Below are 19,027 nucleotides of genomic sequence, written 5' to 3'. Positions count from 1 at the left end.
CGCTTCGTCCGCCCAGTCGGGGGCGCGGCCACGGTCATCGCGGGACGGGTCCGGTCGCCGCGGCGTCAGCCGGTACGGGCTCGGCCGGGTTGCGACGGATGCCGATCCACGACACCACGCCGCCGATCACGAGCAGTGTCGCCGTGACCCACGCCGCGCTGTGGAACCCGTCGAGGTCGAGCGAGCCGCCGACGATCGTCGACAGCATCGCTACGACGAGCAGCCCGGCGACACGCGAGACGGCGTTGTTGACGGCCGAGGCGATGCCCGAGTGGTTCTCGTCGATCGCCCCCAGGATCGCGGCAGTGAGCGGAGCGACCGTGAGCGAGAGCCCGAGACCCATGACGATCATCGCCGGCAGCACCTGCCACCAGTAGTCGAAGTCGGTCGACACGAGAAGCAGCATGAGGGCGCCCACGGCCATGAGCAGCGGTCCGACCGTCATGAAGATGCGCGGCCCCCATCTGCCGGCCCACTGGCCCGCGCGCGAGCTGACGAGGATCATCAGGATCGTCATGGGCAGGCTCGCCAGCCCCGCGGCAGTCGCACTGAGGCCCGCGCCCTGCTGCAGGTAGACGCCGACCACGAAGCCGTTGAGCGATAGCGCCGCGTACACGAAGAACGTGGCGAGGTTGCCCCAGCCGAAGTCGCGAACCCGGAAGAGCCACAGCGGCATGAGGGGCGACGCCGAGTGCTGCTGGCGCCACAGGAACAGGGCGAAAAGAGCCGCGCCGGCCACTGCGGGAATCCAGATCGCGGGCGATTGCCACCCCATGTTGGGCTGTTCGATGAGCGCGAAGACCACGGCGCCGAGGCCGACCGCGCACAGTGCCCCGCTCCACCAGTCGACCTTGATGCCGCGGGGATGCTCGGGCAGGTGCAGGCGGGAGAGCAGCAGGAGGGTGATGCCGATCGGAATCACATTGATGAGGAAGACGAAGCGCCAGGAGAGATAGTCGACGAACAGCCCGCCCAGCAGCGGGCCGACCAACTGCGCTCCGGTCGTGAAGGCGGTCCACACTCCGATCGCCTTCGACTGCACGTCGGCGCGCATGGTCGCGGTGATCAGCGCGAGCGAGCTCGGCACCAGCAGAGCACCGGCGGCGCCCTGGGCGGCCCGGGCGATGATCAGCATGAGCGGGTCGAACGCCGCAGCGACCGCGATGGAGGCCACGCCGAAAGCGATCAGTCCGATGCGCATCACCAGCACCCGGCCATAGGCGTCTGACACCGAGCCAGCCAGGAGGATCAGGGCGCTCAGGGTGATCAGGTAGGCGTCGACCACCCACTGCTGGGTGGTGATGCCGCCCCCGAGCTCGCGGCTGATCGCGGGCAGGGCGACATTCACGACGGTGCCGTCGAGGAACGTCACGAACGATGCGAGCACCGCGATCGAGATCACGAGGCGTTGGAGCGGGGCGAAGGAGGCCACAGGCCGACCCTACCGCCGTCGTCGGACATCGGGGCCGGTGAGGATCGGGCCGGTGCAGATCGGGCCGGTGCAGATCGGGCCGGTGCAGATCAGGCGCTCGGCGCGGAGGTGTGCGGCTCTGCGGCGCCGGGTGCGGGAAGCGGTGCCGGGGCGCCCGCTCGGAGAAGGTCGCCGAGGGCACGTGTTCCGCCTTCGGCGAAGGCACGGCGCTGGCGCTGCGCTCCGGAGCCGTCGGTGCGCAGCCGATCGATGCCGTCGCGGACATGACCCTCGTCGCCGAGTTGGCGGAGGGCGGGGGCGATCGCGGCCAGCATCCGGTCGGCGACGGCCCAGGCGTCGTCGGCCTCGCCGGTCGTCGGATCGATCAGGCGTGCGCTCATGCCTCTGCGGGCCGCCGTCCACAGGGAGGCGTCGATGCCGTCCACGCCGATGTCCGCGTGCGATTGATCGTCTGTCAGGACGATGGCACGGGAGAGGAGAGCCGCGAGCACCGAGTCCTCGGCCGTCAACTGCGCGTCGAAGACCCGCACCTCGACCGTGGGGTAGCGCTCCGAGATCCGCGCCGACCAGGACAGCGCGGCCGCATCGGTGAGGGCACCGACGTCGATCAGCCGCTGCACTCCCGCGCGATAGTCGTCGTAGTCGCGGAAGGAGGGTGGGGCCCAGGACGAGGGCAGTCGGCGGATGAGGATGCTGCGCCAGCTGGCGAACTCGGAATCCCGCCCGTTCACGAAAGGACTGTTCCCGGTGAGCGCCAACAGCACGGGGAGCCAGCCACGCACACGCTCGAGCGCACGGACCCGTTCCTCGTCGTCGGCGACCTCGACGTGCACGTGCAGTCCGTTGACCTCGTGGTCACGGGTGAGATGTCCGAGCTGCGCGGCGACGTCGTCGTAGTGGGGTGAGGGGGACACGGCCGAGGAGCGGGTGGTGGCGAACGGTGTACCGGTGCCGGCTGCGATCGCGTGCTGGTCCTGGGCATGCCAGCCGATGAGGCCGCGCAGATGCGTCAACTGGGCGGTGGCATCCTCCGCGGTCGAGACCGGCTCGGTGAGGCACTCGATCTGGGAGGTCAGATACTCCTTCGTCACCTCGCCGCCTGTCCGCAGACGCGTGATGCGCTCGCGAGTGCCGGCGGCGAGGGTCACGGGCACCAGCGAATGCTCATCGAGGAACAGGAACTCCTCCTCGATGCCGAAGCGCGCCATTCGAGGCCTCAGTGATTCCGGAGCGCCGAGATCAACTCGGACTTCCGCTTGCGGCTGTAGCCGGTCAGGCCGAGCTCCTTCGCACGCGCACGCAACTCGGGCACGGTCCAGGCCTCGTAGTCACCGTGCTCGCCTCCCCGGCGCCCCACGGCGCTGCGTCCCTCCTTCGCCGCGGCGTTCGAGATGCGTGCGGCCTTCTCCTTCGAGGCGCCGTCCTTCCTGAGCTCTTCGTACAGCTCGGGATCCTTCAGCGAGTTCTCGCGTCTTCCTGGCATGTGCTCGTTTCCTTCGCGCACTCGGAGGGGGTAAGTCAACCCCCTCGGGCATAACGCTTCCCGCGGCTAGCGTGAAGGCACCACAGTCGGGCGTTCGCGCCTGCCGAAAGAAGGGAAAGACCGATGAACATCCTCCTGATCATCGTCATCGTCGTCGCAGTGATCCTTGCGATCACCGGAGGACTGGTGCAGTCGCTCCAGTTCCTCCTGTGGGTCGGGCTCGTCCTCCTCGCGATCGCTGTGATCGCCTGGTTGATCCGAGCGATCAGCGGTAGCCGCAAGGTCTGACGACTCCACACGTCTGACCCATCGAGGTGAGGCCCGCCCTTCGGCGGACCTCACCTCTTCGGCGTTCGGGGGTTACTTCTTGTCGAACGCGTCCCGGACGCTGTCGCCGGCCTTGCCCGCGGCGTCCTTCACGTTCTCTCCGGCCTGCTTGGCGGAGGCCTTGACCTGATCCGCCTGGCCCTCGGCCTCGAGCTTCTCGTTGTCGGTGAGCTTTCCGACGCCTTCCTTGACCTTTCCGGCGGCCTTCTCGGCGGCGTTCTTGATGTCGTCTGCGGCACTCATGTGCTGCTCCTCTCGTAGGCGGATGGAATGTCTCCGACACTGTCACTCCTTCGGAGAAGCGGCCACGGGATTGACAATCCGCCCGGCGCATGACAGCGTTCCCGCCCGCCATCGACGCGCGCTCCGCGAAGGACTAGCCTGGCGCCAGGCGGGTGGTCCTGCCCGCGGACCTCGACCAAGGAAGCGGTGTGCGATGGACTCGATGATGATGGGCGCCATGTCGAAGAACATGGAGTCGATGCCCGACATGCAGATGATGGACATGGCCGTCATGCAGGCGTGCATGGACGCGTGTGCCGCGTGCGAGCAGGCCTGCACAGTGTGCTCGACGCAGATGATGGACTGTTCGCCCGCGTGCATGAACTGCGCTGACATGTGCAACACCATGATGCGGTCGATGATGCGGATGCAGGGCATGACCCCTGCGTCGATGATGGCGATGCTCAACGCCTGCATCGCGATGTGCAAGACGTGCATGGACGCGTGCGCGCGGCATGCCGACGAGAGCGACGTGTGCCGGATGTGCGCTCAGGCGTGCCAGGCGTGCATGGATGCCTGCACCGCCATGAAGGACATGCTGATGGCGAGCGCCTGAACCGGAGCGCCGGAACAGGCGTCGAGCTCAGGAAGCGGTCACACGGCGGCGACGTTGAACTGCGTACCGCCGACGGCCAGCACGCCGTAGCGCGCGTGCAGTGCCACGGGAGTGCCGGGGGCGGCTTCGAGCGCGGCGCCGGAACCGTTCCACAGGGCATGCGCTTCGCCGTCGAGCGTGCGCACCACGAGGTCTCCCGATACCGCGTCGGCCGACTCGACCAGGGCGTCTACCCACTCGGCCGGCGTGGCAGAGGCGATGCGTGCCTGGATCAGATGCAGGGCATGACCGGGGGCGAAGGAAGAGCAGCGGCCACCGTGACTGCACATGCACGCCGCACGCTCACGCACCGGGAGGGGCGAAAGACGGTTGAGCGGCATGGACACGGTGGTCTCCTTCTTGTTCGGCGTTCCGGAAAGACTAAGTCGCCTTCTCGGCCGTTCCCAGGCGGGCCGACACGGAGTGAAACAAACGGGTGTAGGCTCGCCGGGTGCTGTCGTCGATGAGCGCCCTCGGGGCGCAGAGCGGAGCTGCAGGCGCCTTCCGCGCCGCAGACAGAGGCTGAGGACACACCGGAGGCGGAACCCCCGTCCCCGGTGTCGTGTCGTACCCGGCATCCACGTCCGGGCTCCTTCCTCCCATCGACTCGCCCTCGCGGCGACCACCCCGAAAGCACTCCTTCTCATGCGTCCCATCGACGAGCGCGCCATCCGCGCTTCCTTCCTCAACGCCTCCCGCAAAGAGGTCTCCGACCTGACCCTGCCGCCCGGTTTCGCCGAGATCGACTTCGATCGCCTCGACTTCCTCGGCTGGGCAGACCCGAAGATGCCCCGCCGGGCGTACGTGGTCACGTGGGTCGACGACGCCCCGGTCGGCGTCTTCCTGCAGCGCGCCGAACAGCGGGTGATCGCCCGGGCACAGTGCTCGTGGTGCGAAGACGTCACGCTCCGCAACGACGTGCAGCTGTACGTGGCCAGGAAGGCCGGGCCGGCAGGGCGCAAGGGCGACAGCGTGGGCGTGCTCACCTGCGCGGAGTTCGGCTGCAACCGCAACGTGCGGATCCTGCCGCCACTGGCCTATCAGGGCTTCGATCGCGAGTTCGCGCGCGACCTGCGCATCCTGCGACTGCAGGAGCACGTGGCCGGCTTCCTCGCCGAGGTCGTTGGCTGACCCCGACTCTCGGTTGCTCCGGTCGCACCTTCTGTCGCCCGCGAGGTGCCTAGGCGACAGTTAGTGCGACCGGAATGGGCGGGGGACCGAGCTAGGCGAGCTGAGAGCGCACGTGCGCCCAGGCGGGTGCTGCCAGCTCCGCCGACCGGCGGGCGAACTCGTCGAAGCTGCGACGGCCGGGCCAATCGGCCGGCAGCATCGACGGAGGAAGCCCCGGATCGGTGTACGGCAGCACCCGCCAGCGGTCGATCAGCTGCACGTATGCGGCGAAGGGCTCGTCGGGCAGCGTGGCGAGCGAGGCCTGGAATGCCAGGTGCTCGGCGCGCAGCGCCTCCACGTCCCACCACTGCGCCGCGGCGTCGATCAACGTGCCGGCGGGGATCGGGGCGGACGCCTGGAACAGCGTCGCCCACCGGCGCGCACCGAGCTCGTCGAGAATCTGCCGCACCTCGTCCTGCAGATGGCCGGGGCAGATCCACAGCGCCGGCGACACCACACCGGCGCCGATCCACTGCAGGCGCCGACGCAGTTGATGGCGGATGCTCCGCGCGCTCTCCGGGATCGAGAACGACACCAGGCACCACGTGTCGGCATCCGTCATCTCGCGCATCTCGAAGATGCGTCGATCGCCGCGCTCCAGCATCCCGGTGGCTGCGGGATTGAGACGGTAGCCGATCTGCCCCTCGCGTGCGGCGAGCAGCAGTCCCTTCTGCTTGAGGCGGGCGACGCCCGTGCGTGCCTGGGCCGCTTCGATGCCCAGATCGCCGGCGAGGGCGACCAGGTCGGCCGCCGAGATCCAGCCTCCGAGCGGGCGCAGGAAGACGCCGACGAACGTCCGCAGCAGCGATGCGGTGCTGCCAGGACGCGCATCGATGTCATCGAGCACCGGCGTGGTCGCTGAGTCCGGAGTCACGCAGATTCCAGGGCGTCGCGCACCGCGAGCACGCCGGTGATCGTCTCGACGTGTGAGGTGCTGAGCGGGGAGAGGCCCAGGCGGATGCCGTCGGGGAAGCGGAAGTCCGGGATGATGCCGTCTGCCCACAGGCGCTGCGTGACCTCGCGGAAGTCGGGGTGGCCGATCGTCACGTGACCGCCTCGAAGGTCGGCATCGCGCGGGCTGAGCAGTCGCACGCCGAGCGGGGAGAGGACCTCGTCGTAGGCGCGCACCGCGAGATCTGTCAGCGACTGCGACTTGGTGCGCACGGTCTCGATCGTCGACTGCTCGATGAGGTCGAGCATGCCCTGCATCGCGAGCATCGAGGTCACCGGCGGCGTGCCGCTGAGCAGCTGACGGATGTCGCCGGACGGCACGTACTCCGGCCCCATCGCGAAGATGTCGGCCGCGCTCCACCACCCCTGGATCGGCTGGTGCAGCACGCCTTGCAGTCCACGGCGGAGGTAGGCGAAGGCGGGGGAGCCGGGTCCGCCGTTCAGGTACTTGTAGGTGCAGCCGACAGCCATGTCGACGCCCCACTCGTCGAGCTGCATCGGGATCACGCCGACCGAGTGACACAGATCCCACATCATCAGGGCTCCGGCCTCATGCGCGGTCGCCGTGATGCCGGGCATGTCTGCCAAGGCGCCGGAGCGGTAGTCGACATGGCTCAGCGACACCAGGGCGGTGCGCTCCGAGACGACGGCCTCGACATCGGCGACGGTCACCCCGTGCACCGGGTCGGGTGCGAGCCAGCGCAGCGTCATGCCCGTCTCAGCGGCGACACCTTCGGCGAGGAAGCGGTCGGTGGGGAAGTTGCCGGCCTCGATCACGAGCTCGGTGCGGGTGGGATCGGCGGCCGCGGCGGCGCGCATGAGCTTGTAGATCAGCACGCTGGTCGAATCGGCGACGACCGTCTGGCCGGCCGCGGCCCCGAGTGCCACTCGTCCGATACGGTCGCCGAGCTCCATCGGCAGCGCCATCCACTGCTCGTCCCAGGAGCGGATCAACCGTGTTCCCCAGTCGTGGCGCACGAATGCCGCGAGCTTCTCGGGAATGTCGCGCAGCGGTCGGCCGAGGGAGTTGCCGTCGAGGTAGGCCGCGACGCCCGGCGCCTCGGCGAAGGCATCGAGGTGGGCGTGCAGCGGGTCGGCGGCGTCGAGAGCGCGGGCGTGCTCGAGGAGCGAGGAGTCGGGCGTCGTGGTCATGTCACACCTTCAGATCGGCGGGGGTGAGCGGGCGGGCGTCGAGCGGGTCGACGGCAGCGGGAGAGCTACCGGGGAGGAGCAGCAGCGCGGAGGCGGCGTCGAGGGGATCGACGGGGGCGAGCGCGCGCAGGAGGGCCGCCTCGTCGAGGGCGGCCTCACGGAGGGCGGCGACCTCGCGCGCGTTCAGATCGACCGGCATGGGACCGTTGCCCAGGTCGGTGCCGTAGAGCACAGTGCCGCCCGCGTCGTGGAAGCGGCGTACGTTGTCGATCGCGATCGCACGCTCGGGGTCGTCGTGGATCGCGAGGGTCGAGATCCACGAGGCCGAGGCCGCCTGGTGCGCGATCTCGTCGTCGTCGAGGCGCTCCGTGAACGGGGCGTGGGCGAGATGGGAAGCGCCGAGACGCACGACGCGCTGCGCCTCGTCCACTCCTTCGGCATGGGCGACGACCGCGAGGCCGTGGGCGTCGGCCACCCGCACGATCGCTCGGAAGAGGTCGTCGGAGAAGACGGGTCCCGCGGAACTGTTGCTCGTGACCTTGATGCGGGTGGCTCCGGCAGCCGCCATCTCCGTGACCGCGGCCGCGGCGGAATCCGGGTCCGCGATCTCGCGGACGGAGCCCTCCGGTGCCCAGTCGCGGTCGGACGGGTAACCGCCGGGAGCCGTCAGGAACGCACCGGCGTAGTCGATCGCGACCGCCCGCACGGCGAGTCGACGAAGCACCTGCGGGTTGCCGCCGAGATCGACCACGCGGCCGAGGCGTGAGCTGCTCAACCTGCCGTGCTCGACGAGCTGCAGGTGCACGTGGTGGTCGGTGAATGCGCCCGTCACGACGCCGTCGATGCGGGGGAGGTCTGGGGTGGGGCGCTCATCGCGCAGCCGCACGCGCCCGTCGGCGAGCTCGACGACGCCATCGCGCCATTCGGTCCCGTCGAAGAACGTCGCGGCCTTCATCAGCTGCCGATCTCGGTGCGCACGGTGTAGAGCTCGGGGAAGAACGTCAGGTCCAGCGCGCGCTGCAGGAATCCGACCCCGCTGGAGCCACCGGTGCCGACCTTCATTCCGATCGTGCGGGCGACCGTCTTGAGGTGCCGGAAGCGCCAGAACTGGAAGTTGTCCTCGAGGTCGACCAGGTCTTCGCACGCTTCGTACAGGTCCCAGTACCGGCTCGGATCCTGGTAGATCTCGCGGATCGCCGACACCAGCTCCGGGGTCTCCCGGTACGGCTCGCGCACGTCGCGCTCGAGGATCGCGGTCGGGATCGGCAGCCCGCGGCGGGCGGCGAAACGCAGGAACTCGTCGTACAGCGTCGGCTTCTCCCACTCGGCGGTGAGCAGAGCGAGGTTGGCGGGGTGGTCGGCGAAGACGCTCAGCATCTTCTCGTTCTTGTTGCCGAGGGCGAATTCGACGGCGCGGTACTGCACGGACTGGAAGCCCGACGAGTTGCCCAGCGCTCCGCGGAACTGGGCGTACTCGGTGGGGGTGAGGGTGGCGAGCACCGACCACTGCTGGGTCATCACGTCTTGGATGCGTTTGACCCTGGCGATGCGCTTCAGCGCCTCGCGCAGATCGTCGCGGGACAGCAGATCGCGGGCGGACGACAACTCATGCAGCAGCTGCTTGAGCCACAGCTCGGTGGTCTGGTGCTGGATGATGAACAGCATCTCGTCGTGGTGCTGCGGTTCGCTCACCGGACGCTGCGCGGTGAGCAGCTGGTCGAGCGCCAGGTACGAGCCGTAGGTCATGCGCTCCGAGAGGTCGGTGACGATGCCGGATTCGAGGGCGCGTTCGTTCTCGGAGTGCATACGCCGAACATATCACTTTCGTGGCGCGCGTCACAGGAGTGTTATGTCACCAGCACGGAGAAGATCGCGCCGTTGTCCATGCGATCGACCCAGGGCTCGAACCCGGATGATCGCTCAGAGCGCGGGGGTGCGCGGCGGCGGCGTGCGACGCGTGTCAGGGCCGCCTGTCGCTTCGAACGCCGCCGCGAGGCCGAGCAGTTTCGCGTCGTCGTACGCTCGTCCCGCGAACGTCAGCCCGATCGGCATGCCGATGTCGCTCATCAGCCCCATCGGCACGGTGACCGTGGGGATGCCGAGGTGCCGTATCGCGAGGTTGCCGTTCGCGATCCAGACGCCGTTGCGCCAGCCGAGGTCGGCGGATTCCGGGTTCACGTCCATGTCGGCCGGCCCCACGTCGGCGACCGCGGGGAAGACCACGGCGTCGAGTCGCAGGATGTCCATCCACACCTCGAGGTCGCGGCGACGGGTCTCTTCCAGGCCGCGCAGTCCGTCTTCGAGCTCGGGCATGTCTGTGAACGAGGCATCGGGATGGCGGCGCACCCAGTCCGGATACTCCGCGATATCGTCGTCGAACCCGGTGTAGCGGTCGGGGAGCGCCCCCTCGGGATGCGGGAAGATCGTGGCGCCGTCGAGGTCGACGAGCGAGTGCAGAGCGGGGTCGCCGTTCGCCTGCAGGAAGTCCTCCCACGCCCACGCCGAGAGGTCGACGATCTCGCGGTTCAGGTACTCGGGCGACACCAGGCCGCGGGTCGCGATGGTGTGCGCCCCCGGACGGTCTCCCTCGTAGTTCGACACCACGGGGAAGTCGACCTCGATCACGGTCGCTCCGGCAGCGGTGAGGTCGCGCCGCGCCGCCTCCCAGCGTTCGATGACGCTCGCCCGTGTCTCGATGCGCCGGCCGGTGGGGCCGCCGATGCCGGGGTTCTCGGCGCTCCCGGCATCCGGGTCCGCATTGATGTACATGCGGGGGATGCCGATGCGTGCGCCGACGAGGGCACGCGCCGCGCCCGCGGCGAGGGCGGGATACGACTCCGGCCGGACGGCGGATGCGGCGGGCAGCTTCACCCACGGCTGCGCCCGCCAGAAGTCGCCGCGGGTCTCGGCGTCGTCGGCGACGATCACGTCGAGTACCTCGAGCAGATCGGCCATCGTGCGGGTGTGCGGCACCACCACGTCCATGGTCGGCACGAGAGGCCAGTTGCCGCGGGTCGAGATCACGCCACGGGAAGGCGTGTAGGCGCACAGCGCGTTGTTCGTCGCGGGTCCGCGACCCGACGACCAGGTCTCCTCGCCGAGGCCGAAGGCCGCGAAGCTCGCGGCGGTGGCCGTGCCCGAACCGTTCGAGGAGCCGGAGGCGAACGGTGCCGTGAGGAAATCCGCGTCGTACGGGCTCTCGGCCCGACCGTAGACGCCGCGCTGCATGCCGCCGTTCGCCATCGGGGGCATGTTCGTCAGCCCGAGGCAGATGGCACCCCCAGCGCGCAGCCGCTCGATCGTGAAGGCGTCGTGTCGGGCCACGAGCTGCGCGAACGCCGGGCTCCCCGCGGCGGCGGTGAGCCCGCGCACCAGGTAGCTGTCCTTCGCTGTGTAGGGGATGCCGTCGAGGGGGCCGAGGGTCTCACCGTCGGCGCGGCGCGCATCGGACGCCGCGGCCTCGCTCCGCGCCGCCGGGTTGGCGACGACGACGGCGTTCAGCGCAGTAGCCGTGTCGGGGCCGTCGAAGGCGGCGATGCGCGCGAGGTACGCGTCGACGAGTTCGACCGCAGTCGTCTCGCCGGTATCGAGGGCGCGGCGCAGGTCGGCGATGGACGCTTCGTGCACATTCATGAGTTCTCCTCGGGATGCTTCGTCGCGCTGCGCTCGCTCACCGACCGGAGGCGAGCGCCGGCTGCTGTTGGGTGATGCAGTGGATGCCGCCGCCGCGGTCGAACAGCGGGCGCGCATCCACCGTGACGACCCGGCGTCCGGGGTAGGCGTCGGCGAGGATCTCGCGTGCCGCAGCATCCGCCATCGCGTCGCCGAAGCCGCACGCCACCACGCCGTCGTTCGTGACCAGGTGGTTGACGTAACTCCAGTCGACGGGCCCCTCCTGATCCGTCAGCGTGGAGGGAGCGGGCAGGCCGATCACCTCGAAGCGGCGGCCGGCGGCATCCGTCTGTTCCGAGAGCAGAGTGCGCAGCTCACGCGTGACGGCATGGTCGGGGTGATCGGGGTTCTGCTGATCGTGCAGCAGCAGCCGCCCGGGCGAGACGATGGTGGCGACGATGTCGACGTGGCCGTTGGTGCCGAAGTCGTCGTAGTCGCGGGTGAGTCCGCGCGGCAGCCACACGGCCTTCGACGCACCGATCGTGCGGGCCATCTCGGCCTCGATCCGCTGCTTGTCGGCGTAGGGGTTGCGTCGGGGGTCGAGCTGGACGGTCTCGGTGAGCAGCACGGTGCCCTCGCCGTCGACGTGGATGCCACCGCCTTCGTTCACGAGCGTGGAGCTCACGAGCTCCGCCCCGACGGCGCCGGCGACGATGCGCGCGTGCTGCGCGGCCTTGCGCCACTCGGCCCATTCCGGCGCACCCCAGCCGTTGAAGATCCAGTCGACCGCACCGAGCACGCCCGGCCGGTCGTCGTCGACCACGAACGTCGGCCCGGAATCGCGCATCCAGAACTCGTCGACCGGCGCGATCTCGATCTCGATGCTGCTGCTGAGCATGCGCCGGGCCCTCGCGACCTCGCTCGGGTCGACCAGCATCGACACGGGCTCGAACTCGGCGACCGCATGGGCGACGGCGGTCCAGGTGGCGTAGCCCTCTTCGCGCGCCGTGTCGGTGTCGCCGAGGGTCTCGCCCTCTGCAGGGAACGCCATCCAGGTGCGCTCGTGACGTGCGGTCTCGGTGGGCATGCGCCAGTTCATCGTGATCTCCTCGCTGCTGCCGGTCCTTCTATTGAACATGCGATCAACAGGTGTTACGGTAACCCCTGATGAAGACCACGTCAACAGGTGCGGGCGCTCGCCGGATGTCGCCGGAGGAGCGCGATCACTCGATCCTCGACGGCGCGATCGGCCTTGCGCGCGAGAGCGGTCTCGAGAGCCTCACCGTGCGGGCGGTCGCCGCTCGCGTCGGGGTGACTCCGGCGCTCGTGGCGCACTACCGGCCGGGGATGGACGCGTTCGTCGCCGACGTGTTCGGGCTGATCGTGGCGGCGGAGCGCGACGAGGTGATCGCCGCGTTCGACGGTACCGACGACCCCGCCGCGCTGCGGGCCGGTCTGCTGCGCCTGATCGAGACGCTGCTCGACGCCGACCGCGACGACGTCACCCTCATCTGGGTGCAGGCGTGGGCGCTCGGCGCTCGCAACGATGCGCTCGCCGCCCGCGTGCGGCAGGAGATGGACGGGTGGCAGAGCGCGCTGGAGCAGATCTTCGCCCGTGCTGCGGCGACCGGCGCGATCGCTGCCGGCCGCGCCGACACGGCCGCGTGGCTGCTGCTCGCGATGGTCGACGGAATGAACGCACACTCTCTCGTGAAGTGGGCGCCGCGCGACCGCGCCGACCTCGCCAGGCGCGCACTGTCGGCCGTGCTCGACAGCTCGACACCCGACACTGCGGCCGCCGATTCCCCGTCCCCACACTCCCGATCTGCCGACTCCCGATCTGATGACAAGTAAAGGAACGCCCATGGATGCTGTGCGCATGCACGCGGCCTCGCCCGAATCGACGGCGATCGTCGACGCCGTGCTCGACTACTCGCGTCGTCGCATGCTCGCCGCCGACGTGCCGCTGGACAAGCCCCAGTCCGAGGCCGAGCTGAACCGTCTCGTCGGGCCCACGATCACCGATGCGGGACTCGGCGCCGCGCGAGCCCTCAGCGTGTTCGAGCACGTCCTCGCCCCGGCGTGCCTGACCACGAGCCACCCGCTGTACCTGTCGTTCATCCCGACAGCGCCGACCATGGCCGCGATCGCGTTCGACCTGGTCGTGTCGGCATCCGGACTCTACGGCGGCAGTTGGCTCGAGGGTGCGGGTGCCGTGCATGCAGAGAACGAGGTGCTGTCGTGGCTTGCGAGCGAGTTCGGACTGCCCGAGACCGCAGGTGGGGTGTTCGTGCAGGGCGGCACGATCGGCAACCTCTCGGCACTGGTCGCCGCGCGCGAGGCGGCGAAGGCGCGGCTGATCGCGGCCGGCAAGGAGCTCCCGACCCGATGGAAGATCCTGTGCAGCGTCGAGGCGCACTCCTCGAACAAGTCGGCCGCGAAGGTGATGGATGCCGACGTGCTGCTGGTCCCGGCCGGCGACGACGGCGTGCTGCGTGCGGAGGGGGTGCGCGAAGCCCTCCTCGCGCACGGTGACGAGATCTGTGCGGTCGTCGCGACCGGCGGCTCGACCAACTTCGGCATCGTCGACGACATCGAGGGGATCGCTGCGCTCAAGGACGAGTTCGATTTCTGGCTGCACATCGACGGCGCCTACGGTCTCACCGCCATGCTGGCACCCGAGGCGCGGCACCTCTTCGCAGGCGTCGAACGCGCCGACTCGGTCATCGTCGACCCGCACAAGTGGCTGTTCGCGCCGTTCGACTGCTGCGCTCTGATCTACCGCGACCCCGACAGTGGGCGCCGCGCGCACACGCAGCATGCCGAGTACCTCGACATCCTGACCGACGTCGACGAGTTCAGCCCCTCGGACTACTCGATCCAGCTCACGCGTCGCCCGCGTGGCCTGCCGATGTGGTTCTCGGTCGCGACGTACGGGGTCACGGCGTACCGCGAGGCCGTGAGTGCAGGACTCGCGCTGACGCGACGGATCGCCGACGAGATCGCCCGGCGTCCCGAACTGCGGCTGGTGCGCGACCCGCAACTGTCGATCGTGGTGTTCGAGCGCGACGGATGGGAGCGTGCCGACTACGACCGGTGGTCTGCAGCCCTGCTCGATTCGCAGCGGGCTTTCGTGGTCCCCAGCTCCCACGCCGGACGCCCGAACACGCGCTTCGCGATCCTGAATCCGCTCACCACGTTCGACGACCTCGTCGGCATCCTCGACACGATGAAGTAGCCCGGCGGCCCCGGTGCGCGAGTCCGAATGCGGATGCCGGTGGGCGACAGTGATCGAACCCGTGACGGTTCAGCCGGCCATCCCGGCGACGAGTAGGCGCAGGCCGTACTCGAAGGCGCGGTCGACGTCGCCGCCGAGACGGAACGCTCCGGAGAGCTCCATCTGCAGGAATCCGGTCGCCCACGCGGTGAAGAGACGGGCGGCGTCGAGCGCATCCTCGTCGCCGACCAGGACGGATGCCGCACGGATCAACGGTGCGGCCGAACGCTCCAGAGCATCGTGGGGAGCCGCGATCGTGAACATGATCCGGAAGCCCTCCGGATGCTCGTGCGCGAAGCCGCGGTAGGCATGAGCGAGAGCCGCGATGTCGTCTCCCGCGGCTTCGAGCCTGGCGGTGAGAGCGTCGATGGAGGCGGCCGCGACGGCGGCGTGCAGGGCGTCGCGGTCGCGCACCCTCTTGTACAGCGAGGGAGCCCGCACGCCCACGCGTGCCGCCACCGCCTGCATCGTGAGGCCAGAAGGCCCGGCGACCTCGAGGATCTCCCGCCCGGCCGCGACGATCTCCTCGGTGGACGTGCGTTCCGGTGTCGGCATCGGATCCTCCTGGATGGCTATTGACAATAGCCATGATAGCTACGTAACGTAGCCATCGCAATCCCGTCCCGAGAGGATCCGTCATGAAGCTCGCACCGCACCTGCACCGCCTGGGCAACGACATCGTCGCCTCGTACCTGATTGACCTGCCCGAGGGGATCACCCTGATCGATGCGGGGCTCCCCGGGCACTGGCACGACCTGCAGCGCGAGCTCGACGCGCTGGGTCGCCCGCTGTCCGACGTCCGCGGACTCGTCCTGACCCACGGCGACGGCGACCACATCGGCTTCGCCGAGCGGCTGCGCACGGAGGCGGGAGTGCCGGTGTTCATCCATGGCGCCGACAGCCACCGGGTGCGCACCGGCGAGAAGCCGAAGACCGCGATGGGACCGGCCAGGGTCGGTCCGACCCTCGGCTTCTTCGCCTACGGCCTGCGCAAGAACGCCCTGCGCACGCCGCACGTGTCTGTGGTGACCGAGGTCGCCGACGGCGACGTGCTCGATCTGCCGGGTGGTCCGATCGTCATCGGCATGCCCGGTCACTCACCAGGCAGCATCGCCGTGCATGTGCCGGCCGCCGACGCGGTGTTCGTCGGCGACGCGCTGACCACCCGCCACGTGCTCACGGGGCGCACCGGGGCGCAACCCGCCCCCTTCACGGATGAACCCGACGAGGCGCTCGCGTCGCTCGACCGTCTGGCAGCCGTCTCGGCATCCTGGGTGCTGCCCGGTCACGGCGCGCCCTGGCACGGTTCGCCGGCCGACATCGCCGCAGCCGTACGAGCCTCGGCCTGACGCCCGTCGTCAGCGGCTGCCGAGCACGGTGGCGGTGTCGCTCACGGTGATCTGCGGGGGATACAGGCCCATCACCTGCAGAGCGGCCGCATGGTTCTCGGCGGTCGAGCCTGCGCAGGCATCGGCAGCGACCGTCACGCGCGCACCCGCGTCGGCTGCCGCGAGAGCCGTCGAGATCACGCAGCAGTCCGTCGAGACACCGGCGAGCACGATGTGCGCCCCGCGACCGACCACCGCTTCGAGCTCAGGACCCCATTTGCCGAAGGTCGGCAGGTCGAGGCTCGCATGCGATGACAGGCGCGTCGCTTCGGGAACCAGGTCGAACAGCGGGTCGCTCGGCGGCTGGTCGGCGAACGGCCAAGCGGCGAAGTAGTCTCCCCAGGAGGTGGAGCGGTCGGCCGTCGGCATCCAGCGCGTCACGAGCACGTGGTCGCCGAACGTGGCTGCCAGGGCGCGGATGTGCGGCATCGCCTCGGCGAAGAACGGCGAACCCCACGCCGAGTCGGCCGCGGCGAAGATCGTCTGCGGGTCGATCACCACGAGCCAGGTGTCGCCGGTCGCCGGAGCGCTCACACGGCCTCCTGGCGACGGATCTTCGCAGCCCGGGCGACGTACGTCACCAGGAACGACAGCACCAGCGCGAAGAACACCCCGAGGTTCGCGTAGGCCCACTCGCCGTCCCTCCCGCCGATGACGAACAACAGGTAGCCCTGCCAGTTGTTCCATGCGACATCCTCGGCGAAGTTGTTGACCACCAGACCCCAGCCGATCACGCTCGTCACCACCAGGGTGCCGATCGAGATCCAGTCCCACGCGCCGTAGCGCCCGTTCTGATCGAACAGGGCCTCCTCGTCGTAGTCCTTCTTCCGACGCAGGATGTCGGCGATCAGGATGCCGGCCCAGGAGGCGAGCGGCACGCCGAGAGTGATCAGGAAGCTCTGGAACGGACCCAGGAAGTCGGTCGCGAAGAACACCACGAAGATCGTGCCGATCGTGAGGATGACACCGTCGATCGCGGCGGCCGACGGACGGGGGATGCGGATGCCGAGGCTGAGCAGCGTCAGCCCGGAGGAGTAGATGCCCAGCACCGCGCCCGAGACGAGCGCGAGCACGGCCGTCAGCAGGAACGGCACCAGCACCCACGGCGGGAGGATCGAGGCGAGCGCGCCGATCGGGTCGGCCGCGATCGCGTTCATGAGGTCTTCGTCGGAGCCGCCCAACAGCAGACCGAACACCACGAGGATCACGGGTGCCACGGAGCCGCCGATCGTGTTCCACGCGACGATCGCCCCGTCGGACGCCGTGCGCTTCTGGTACCTCGACCAGTCGGCGGCGATGTTGATCCAGCCGAGCCCGAACCCGGTCATCACCATGACGAGCGCGCCGATCACCTGGCCCACACCGCCGTCGGGGCGGGCCAGCACGGCGTCGAAGTCGATCGCCGGTGCCGCGAGGATGATGTAGATCACGGTCACGACGCCGGTGATCCAGGTGAGCACCGACTGCAGTCGCATGATCGTGTGATAGCCGAGCACGGAGGCCGTCACGATCAGTGCCGCGACGATCACGGTCGCGACGATCTTGAGCGCGATGCTGTCTCCGTCACCACCGAGCTGCGTGATCACGGTGGCGGTGGCGAGCACGGCCATGATCGCGAGGAAGGTCTCCCAGCCGATCGAGGTCAGCCACGAGACGATGCCGGGAACCTTCTGGCCCTGCACGCCGAACGCCGCCCGCGAGAGCACCATGGTCGGCGCCGAGCCGCGCTTGCCGGCGATCGCGATGAGTCCGCAGAGCAGGAACGACACCACGATGCCGATGACCGAGACGATCGTCGCCTGCCAGAACGAGATGCCGAAGCCGAGCACGAACGACCCGTACGACATGCCGAACACCGACACGTTCGCCGCGAACCACGGCCAGAAGAGGTCGCGGGGCTTCGCCGTGCGCTCCGACTCGGGGATGATCTCGATGCCCGCACGCTCGATGAGGCCCGGCTTGATGTCCGTCATGCTCACATCCTGGCACTGACGGGGCACGCCCGGCGGGTTTCGTGCGGGGCGGATCCGTCGACGGGATCAGCCCGCGAAGAACGACTGCGCGGTGCGGGTCAGGTCGTGCAGGTCGGAGACTCCTGCGAGCTCCCGTGCGGAGTGCATCGACAGGATCGGAATGCCGACGTCTACCGTGCGGATGCCGAGACGGGTCGCGGTGATGGGCCCGATCGTCGAGCCGCACGGCACGCTGTTGTTCGACACGAACTCCTGCGTCGCGACGCCCGCGCGCTCGCACCAGCTCCGCCACGACGCCGTGCCGATCGCATCCGTCGCATAGCGCTGGTTGGCGTTGATCTTCAGGATCGGCCCGGAGCCGAGCACCGGCTGCACCACGGGGTCGTGCTTGGCGGCGTAGTTGGGGTGCACCGAGTGTCCGACGTCGCTCGATAGACACCACGACGAGGCGTACGCCTGACGGCGTGCGGATCCGTCGGCACCGAGCCCCGCATACACGCGCTCGAGCACGTCTTCGAGGAAGGGGCCCGCGGCACCGGAGCGGGACTCAGAGCCGAGCTCCTCGTGATCGAAGGCGGCGACCACGGCGATCGGTCCGCCCGCGGCCGGGTCGTGCGTCGCGAGGGCGACGACGCCGGCGTGCACCGAGGCGAGGTCGTCGAGGCGGCCGGAGGCGAAGAACGCACGGTCCTTGCCGAACACCGCTCCGCGTGCGGAGTCGGCGACGACCACGTCGTAGCCCCGGATGTCGGATGCGGAGACACCGGCCGAGGAGGCGAGTTCGGCGAGGATGTCGGCCTCGGTCGGGTCGCCCAGTCCCCACACCGGCTGCGTCTCGGTCTGCTTGTCGAGGGCCAGGCCGTTGTTCGCACCGCGATCGAGGTGGATCGCCAGCTGCGGCAGACGCAGCAGAGGTCCGGTGTCGGCCAGCACGACACGGCCGTCGGCCAGGGCGAGCCGGCCGGCGAGGCGCAACTCGCGGTCGAGCCAGGAATTCAAGAGTGGGCCGCCGTACACCTCGACCGCAGCCTGCAGCCAGCCCCGCGAACCGGTGGTCGGCTGCGGTTTGAGCTTGAACCCGGGGGAGTCGGTGTGCGCGCCGAAGATCTGCACGGGGGTCGTGGCGACGGCCGCGGTCGGCACAGTCCAGGCGATCGTCGCGCCGTCACGGACGACCACGAAGCGCCCACCGGCCTGCACAGGCCACTCGTCCTCCTCCCGCAGTCGCGTGAACCCGGACTCCTCCAGTCGTCGGGCGACCTCGGCCGCCGCGTGGTAACTCGAGGGCGAGGCGGCGACGAAATCGGCGAGATCCTCGGCGTGGGCGAGGGCTGCGGGGGTGACGGGCATGTCGTGACCTTCCTGAGGAGCGCGGTCCTTCGAGC

21 protein-coding genes are annotated in these 19,027 nt (G+C 69.5%); 6 read left to right on the top strand and 15 right to left on the bottom strand.

Going from position 1 to position 19,027, the window contains the following annotated elements; genetic code table 11:
* Positions 1 to 34: 34 nt before the first annotated feature.
* The 3 genes from ACIQLD_RS08730 to ACIQLD_RS08720 form a co-directional block, all read right to left on the bottom strand.
* On the bottom strand, positions 35 to 1,432 hold the full coding sequence (locus ACIQLD_RS08730) for an MFS transporter (RefSeq protein WP_402607370.1): 1,398 nt from the start codon (positions 1,430 to 1,432) through the stop codon (positions 35 to 37).
* Between the two features lie 89 nt (positions 1,433 to 1,521).
* On the bottom strand, positions 1,522 to 2,640 hold the full coding sequence (locus ACIQLD_RS08725) for a YbdK family carboxylate-amine ligase (RefSeq protein ID WP_402607367.1): 1,119 nt from the start codon (positions 2,638 to 2,640) through the stop codon (positions 1,522 to 1,524).
* 8 nt (positions 2,641 to 2,648) lie between these two features.
* On the bottom strand, positions 2,649 to 2,915 hold the full coding sequence (locus ACIQLD_RS08720) for a Rho termination factor N-terminal domain-containing protein (RefSeq protein WP_402607365.1): 267 nt from the start codon (positions 2,913 to 2,915) through the stop codon (positions 2,649 to 2,651).
* Positions 2,916 to 3,038: 123 nt separating this feature from the next.
* Here ACIQLD_RS08720 and ACIQLD_RS08715 point away from each other — a divergent pair, with 123 nt between their 5' ends.
* Positions 3,039 to 3,203, top strand: a complete 165-nt coding sequence (locus tag ACIQLD_RS08715) for a hypothetical protein (RefSeq protein WP_017201713.1) — start codon at positions 3,039 to 3,041, stop codon at positions 3,201 to 3,203.
* A 72-nt stretch (positions 3,204 to 3,275) separates the two neighbouring features.
* Here ACIQLD_RS08715 and ACIQLD_RS08710 read toward each other — a convergent pair whose 3' ends face one another.
* Positions 3,276 to 3,485, bottom strand: a complete 210-nt coding sequence (locus ACIQLD_RS08710; protein WP_402607363.1) for a CsbD family protein — start codon at positions 3,483 to 3,485, stop codon at positions 3,276 to 3,278.
* A gap of 193 nt (positions 3,486 to 3,678) precedes the next feature.
* Here ACIQLD_RS08710 and ACIQLD_RS08705 point away from each other — a divergent pair, with 193 nt between their 5' ends.
* Positions 3,679 to 4,080 (top strand): hypothetical protein, encoded by a 402-nt coding sequence (locus ACIQLD_RS08705; RefSeq protein WP_402607361.1) that lies wholly within the window; start codon positions 3,679 to 3,681, stop codon positions 4,078 to 4,080.
* Positions 4,081 to 4,118: 38 nt separating this feature from the next.
* Here ACIQLD_RS08705 and ACIQLD_RS08700 read toward each other — a convergent pair whose 3' ends face one another.
* Entirely contained in the window at positions 4,119 to 4,460 is a 342-nt protein-coding gene (locus tag ACIQLD_RS08700; RefSeq protein WP_402608505.1) for a hypothetical protein, read from the bottom strand.
* 304 nt (positions 4,461 to 4,764) lie between these two features.
* Between ACIQLD_RS08700 and ACIQLD_RS08695 the strand changes: the two genes are divergently transcribed.
* Positions 4,765 to 5,250 carry an FBP domain-containing protein gene (locus tag ACIQLD_RS08695; protein ID WP_402607358.1) on the top strand — a complete coding sequence of 162 codons (486 nt, stop codon included), beginning with the start codon at positions 4,765 to 4,767 and terminating at the stop codon, positions 5,248 to 5,250.
* 91 nt (positions 5,251 to 5,341) lie between these two features.
* Here ACIQLD_RS08695 and ACIQLD_RS08690 read toward each other — a convergent pair whose 3' ends face one another.
* The 6 genes from ACIQLD_RS08690 to ACIQLD_RS08665 form a co-directional block, all read right to left on the bottom strand.
* Positions 5,342 to 6,163 carry a PaaX family transcriptional regulator C-terminal domain-containing protein gene (locus ACIQLD_RS08690; RefSeq protein WP_402607355.1) on the bottom strand — a complete coding sequence of 274 codons (822 nt, stop codon included), beginning with the start codon at positions 6,161 to 6,163 and terminating at the stop codon, positions 5,342 to 5,344.
* Entirely contained in the window at positions 6,160 to 7,392 is a 1,233-nt protein-coding gene (locus tag ACIQLD_RS08685; protein ID WP_402607353.1) for a kynureninase, read from the bottom strand. The genes ACIQLD_RS08690 and ACIQLD_RS08685 overlap by 4 nt, the downstream gene beginning before the upstream one ends.
* A 1-nt stretch (position 7,393) precedes the next feature.
* A complete protein-coding gene (locus ACIQLD_RS08680; protein ID WP_402607351.1) occupies positions 7,394 to 8,347 on the bottom strand; it encodes a hydrolase in 954 nt (317 codons plus the stop codon).
* On the bottom strand, positions 8,347 to 9,198 hold the full coding sequence (locus ACIQLD_RS08675; protein ID WP_402607348.1) for a tryptophan 2,3-dioxygenase: 852 nt from the start codon (positions 9,196 to 9,198) through the stop codon (positions 8,347 to 8,349). Before ACIQLD_RS08675 ends, ACIQLD_RS08680 begins: the two co-directional genes overlap by 1 nt.
* Positions 9,199 to 9,312: 114 nt before the next feature.
* Positions 9,313 to 11,025: an amidase gene (locus ACIQLD_RS08670; RefSeq protein WP_402607346.1), complete on the bottom strand. Its 1,713-nt coding sequence runs from the start codon at positions 11,023 to 11,025 to the stop codon at positions 9,313 to 9,315.
* Positions 11,026 to 11,062: 37 nt separating this feature from the next.
* Complete coding sequence (locus tag ACIQLD_RS08665; RefSeq protein WP_402607344.1) at positions 11,063 to 12,103, bottom strand: agmatine/peptidylarginine deiminase; 1,041 nt, start codon at positions 12,101 to 12,103, stop codon at positions 11,063 to 11,065.
* A gap of 68 nt (positions 12,104 to 12,171) precedes the next feature.
* On the opposite strand from ACIQLD_RS08665, the gene ACIQLD_RS08660 reads away from it, so the two are divergent.
* Together ACIQLD_RS08660 and ACIQLD_RS08655 are read left to right on the top strand one after the other, a co-directional pair.
* The gene (locus ACIQLD_RS08660; RefSeq protein ID WP_402607341.1) at positions 12,172 to 12,858 is read left to right on the top strand and encodes a TetR/AcrR family transcriptional regulator; all 687 of its coding nucleotides are present in this window, start codon (positions 12,172 to 12,174) and stop codon (positions 12,856 to 12,858) included.
* A 10-nt stretch (positions 12,859 to 12,868) separates the two neighbouring features.
* A complete protein-coding gene (locus tag ACIQLD_RS08655; RefSeq protein ID WP_402607339.1) occupies positions 12,869 to 14,242 on the top strand; it encodes a pyridoxal phosphate-dependent decarboxylase family protein in 1,374 nt (457 codons plus the stop codon).
* A gap of 69 nt (positions 14,243 to 14,311) precedes the next feature.
* On the opposite strand, the gene ACIQLD_RS08650 is transcribed toward ACIQLD_RS08655, so the two are convergent.
* Entirely contained in the window at positions 14,312 to 14,836 is a 525-nt protein-coding gene (locus ACIQLD_RS08650) for a TetR/AcrR family transcriptional regulator (protein ID WP_402607336.1), read from the bottom strand.
* Positions 14,837 to 14,919: 83 nt separating this feature from the next.
* Here ACIQLD_RS08650 and ACIQLD_RS08645 point away from each other — a divergent pair, with 83 nt between their 5' ends.
* Positions 14,920 to 15,630, top strand: coding sequence for an MBL fold metallo-hydrolase (locus ACIQLD_RS08645; protein WP_402607334.1), 711 nt, complete (start codon positions 14,920 to 14,922; stop codon positions 15,628 to 15,630).
* A gap of 9 nt (positions 15,631 to 15,639) precedes the next feature.
* Here ACIQLD_RS08645 and ACIQLD_RS08640 read toward each other — a convergent pair whose 3' ends face one another.
* From ACIQLD_RS08640 to ACIQLD_RS08630, 3 genes are all read right to left on the bottom strand, one after another.
* A complete protein-coding gene (locus ACIQLD_RS08640) occupies positions 15,640 to 16,203 on the bottom strand; it encodes a cysteine hydrolase family protein (protein ID WP_402607331.1) in 564 nt (187 codons plus the stop codon).
* Complete coding sequence (locus ACIQLD_RS08635; RefSeq protein ID WP_402607329.1) at positions 16,200 to 17,642, bottom strand: purine-cytosine permease family protein; 1,443 nt, start codon at positions 17,640 to 17,642, stop codon at positions 16,200 to 16,202. The genes ACIQLD_RS08640 and ACIQLD_RS08635 overlap by 4 nt, the downstream gene beginning before the upstream one ends.
* Positions 17,643 to 17,708: 66 nt before the next feature.
* Entirely contained in the window at positions 17,709 to 18,992 is a 1,284-nt protein-coding gene (locus tag ACIQLD_RS08630; protein ID WP_402607326.1) for a M18 family aminopeptidase, read from the bottom strand.
* Between the last annotated feature and the right edge of the window lie 35 nt (positions 18,993 to 19,027).

The sequence above is a fragment of the Microbacterium sp. NPDC091662 genome, assembly GCF_044756705.1.
In the GTDB taxonomy this organism is placed as follows: domain Bacteria; phylum Actinomycetota; class Actinomycetes; order Actinomycetales; family Microbacteriaceae; genus Microbacterium.
The sequence above is the reverse complement of the archived record's forward strand: the minus strand, read 5'-3'. Positions and strand labels throughout refer to the sequence as shown.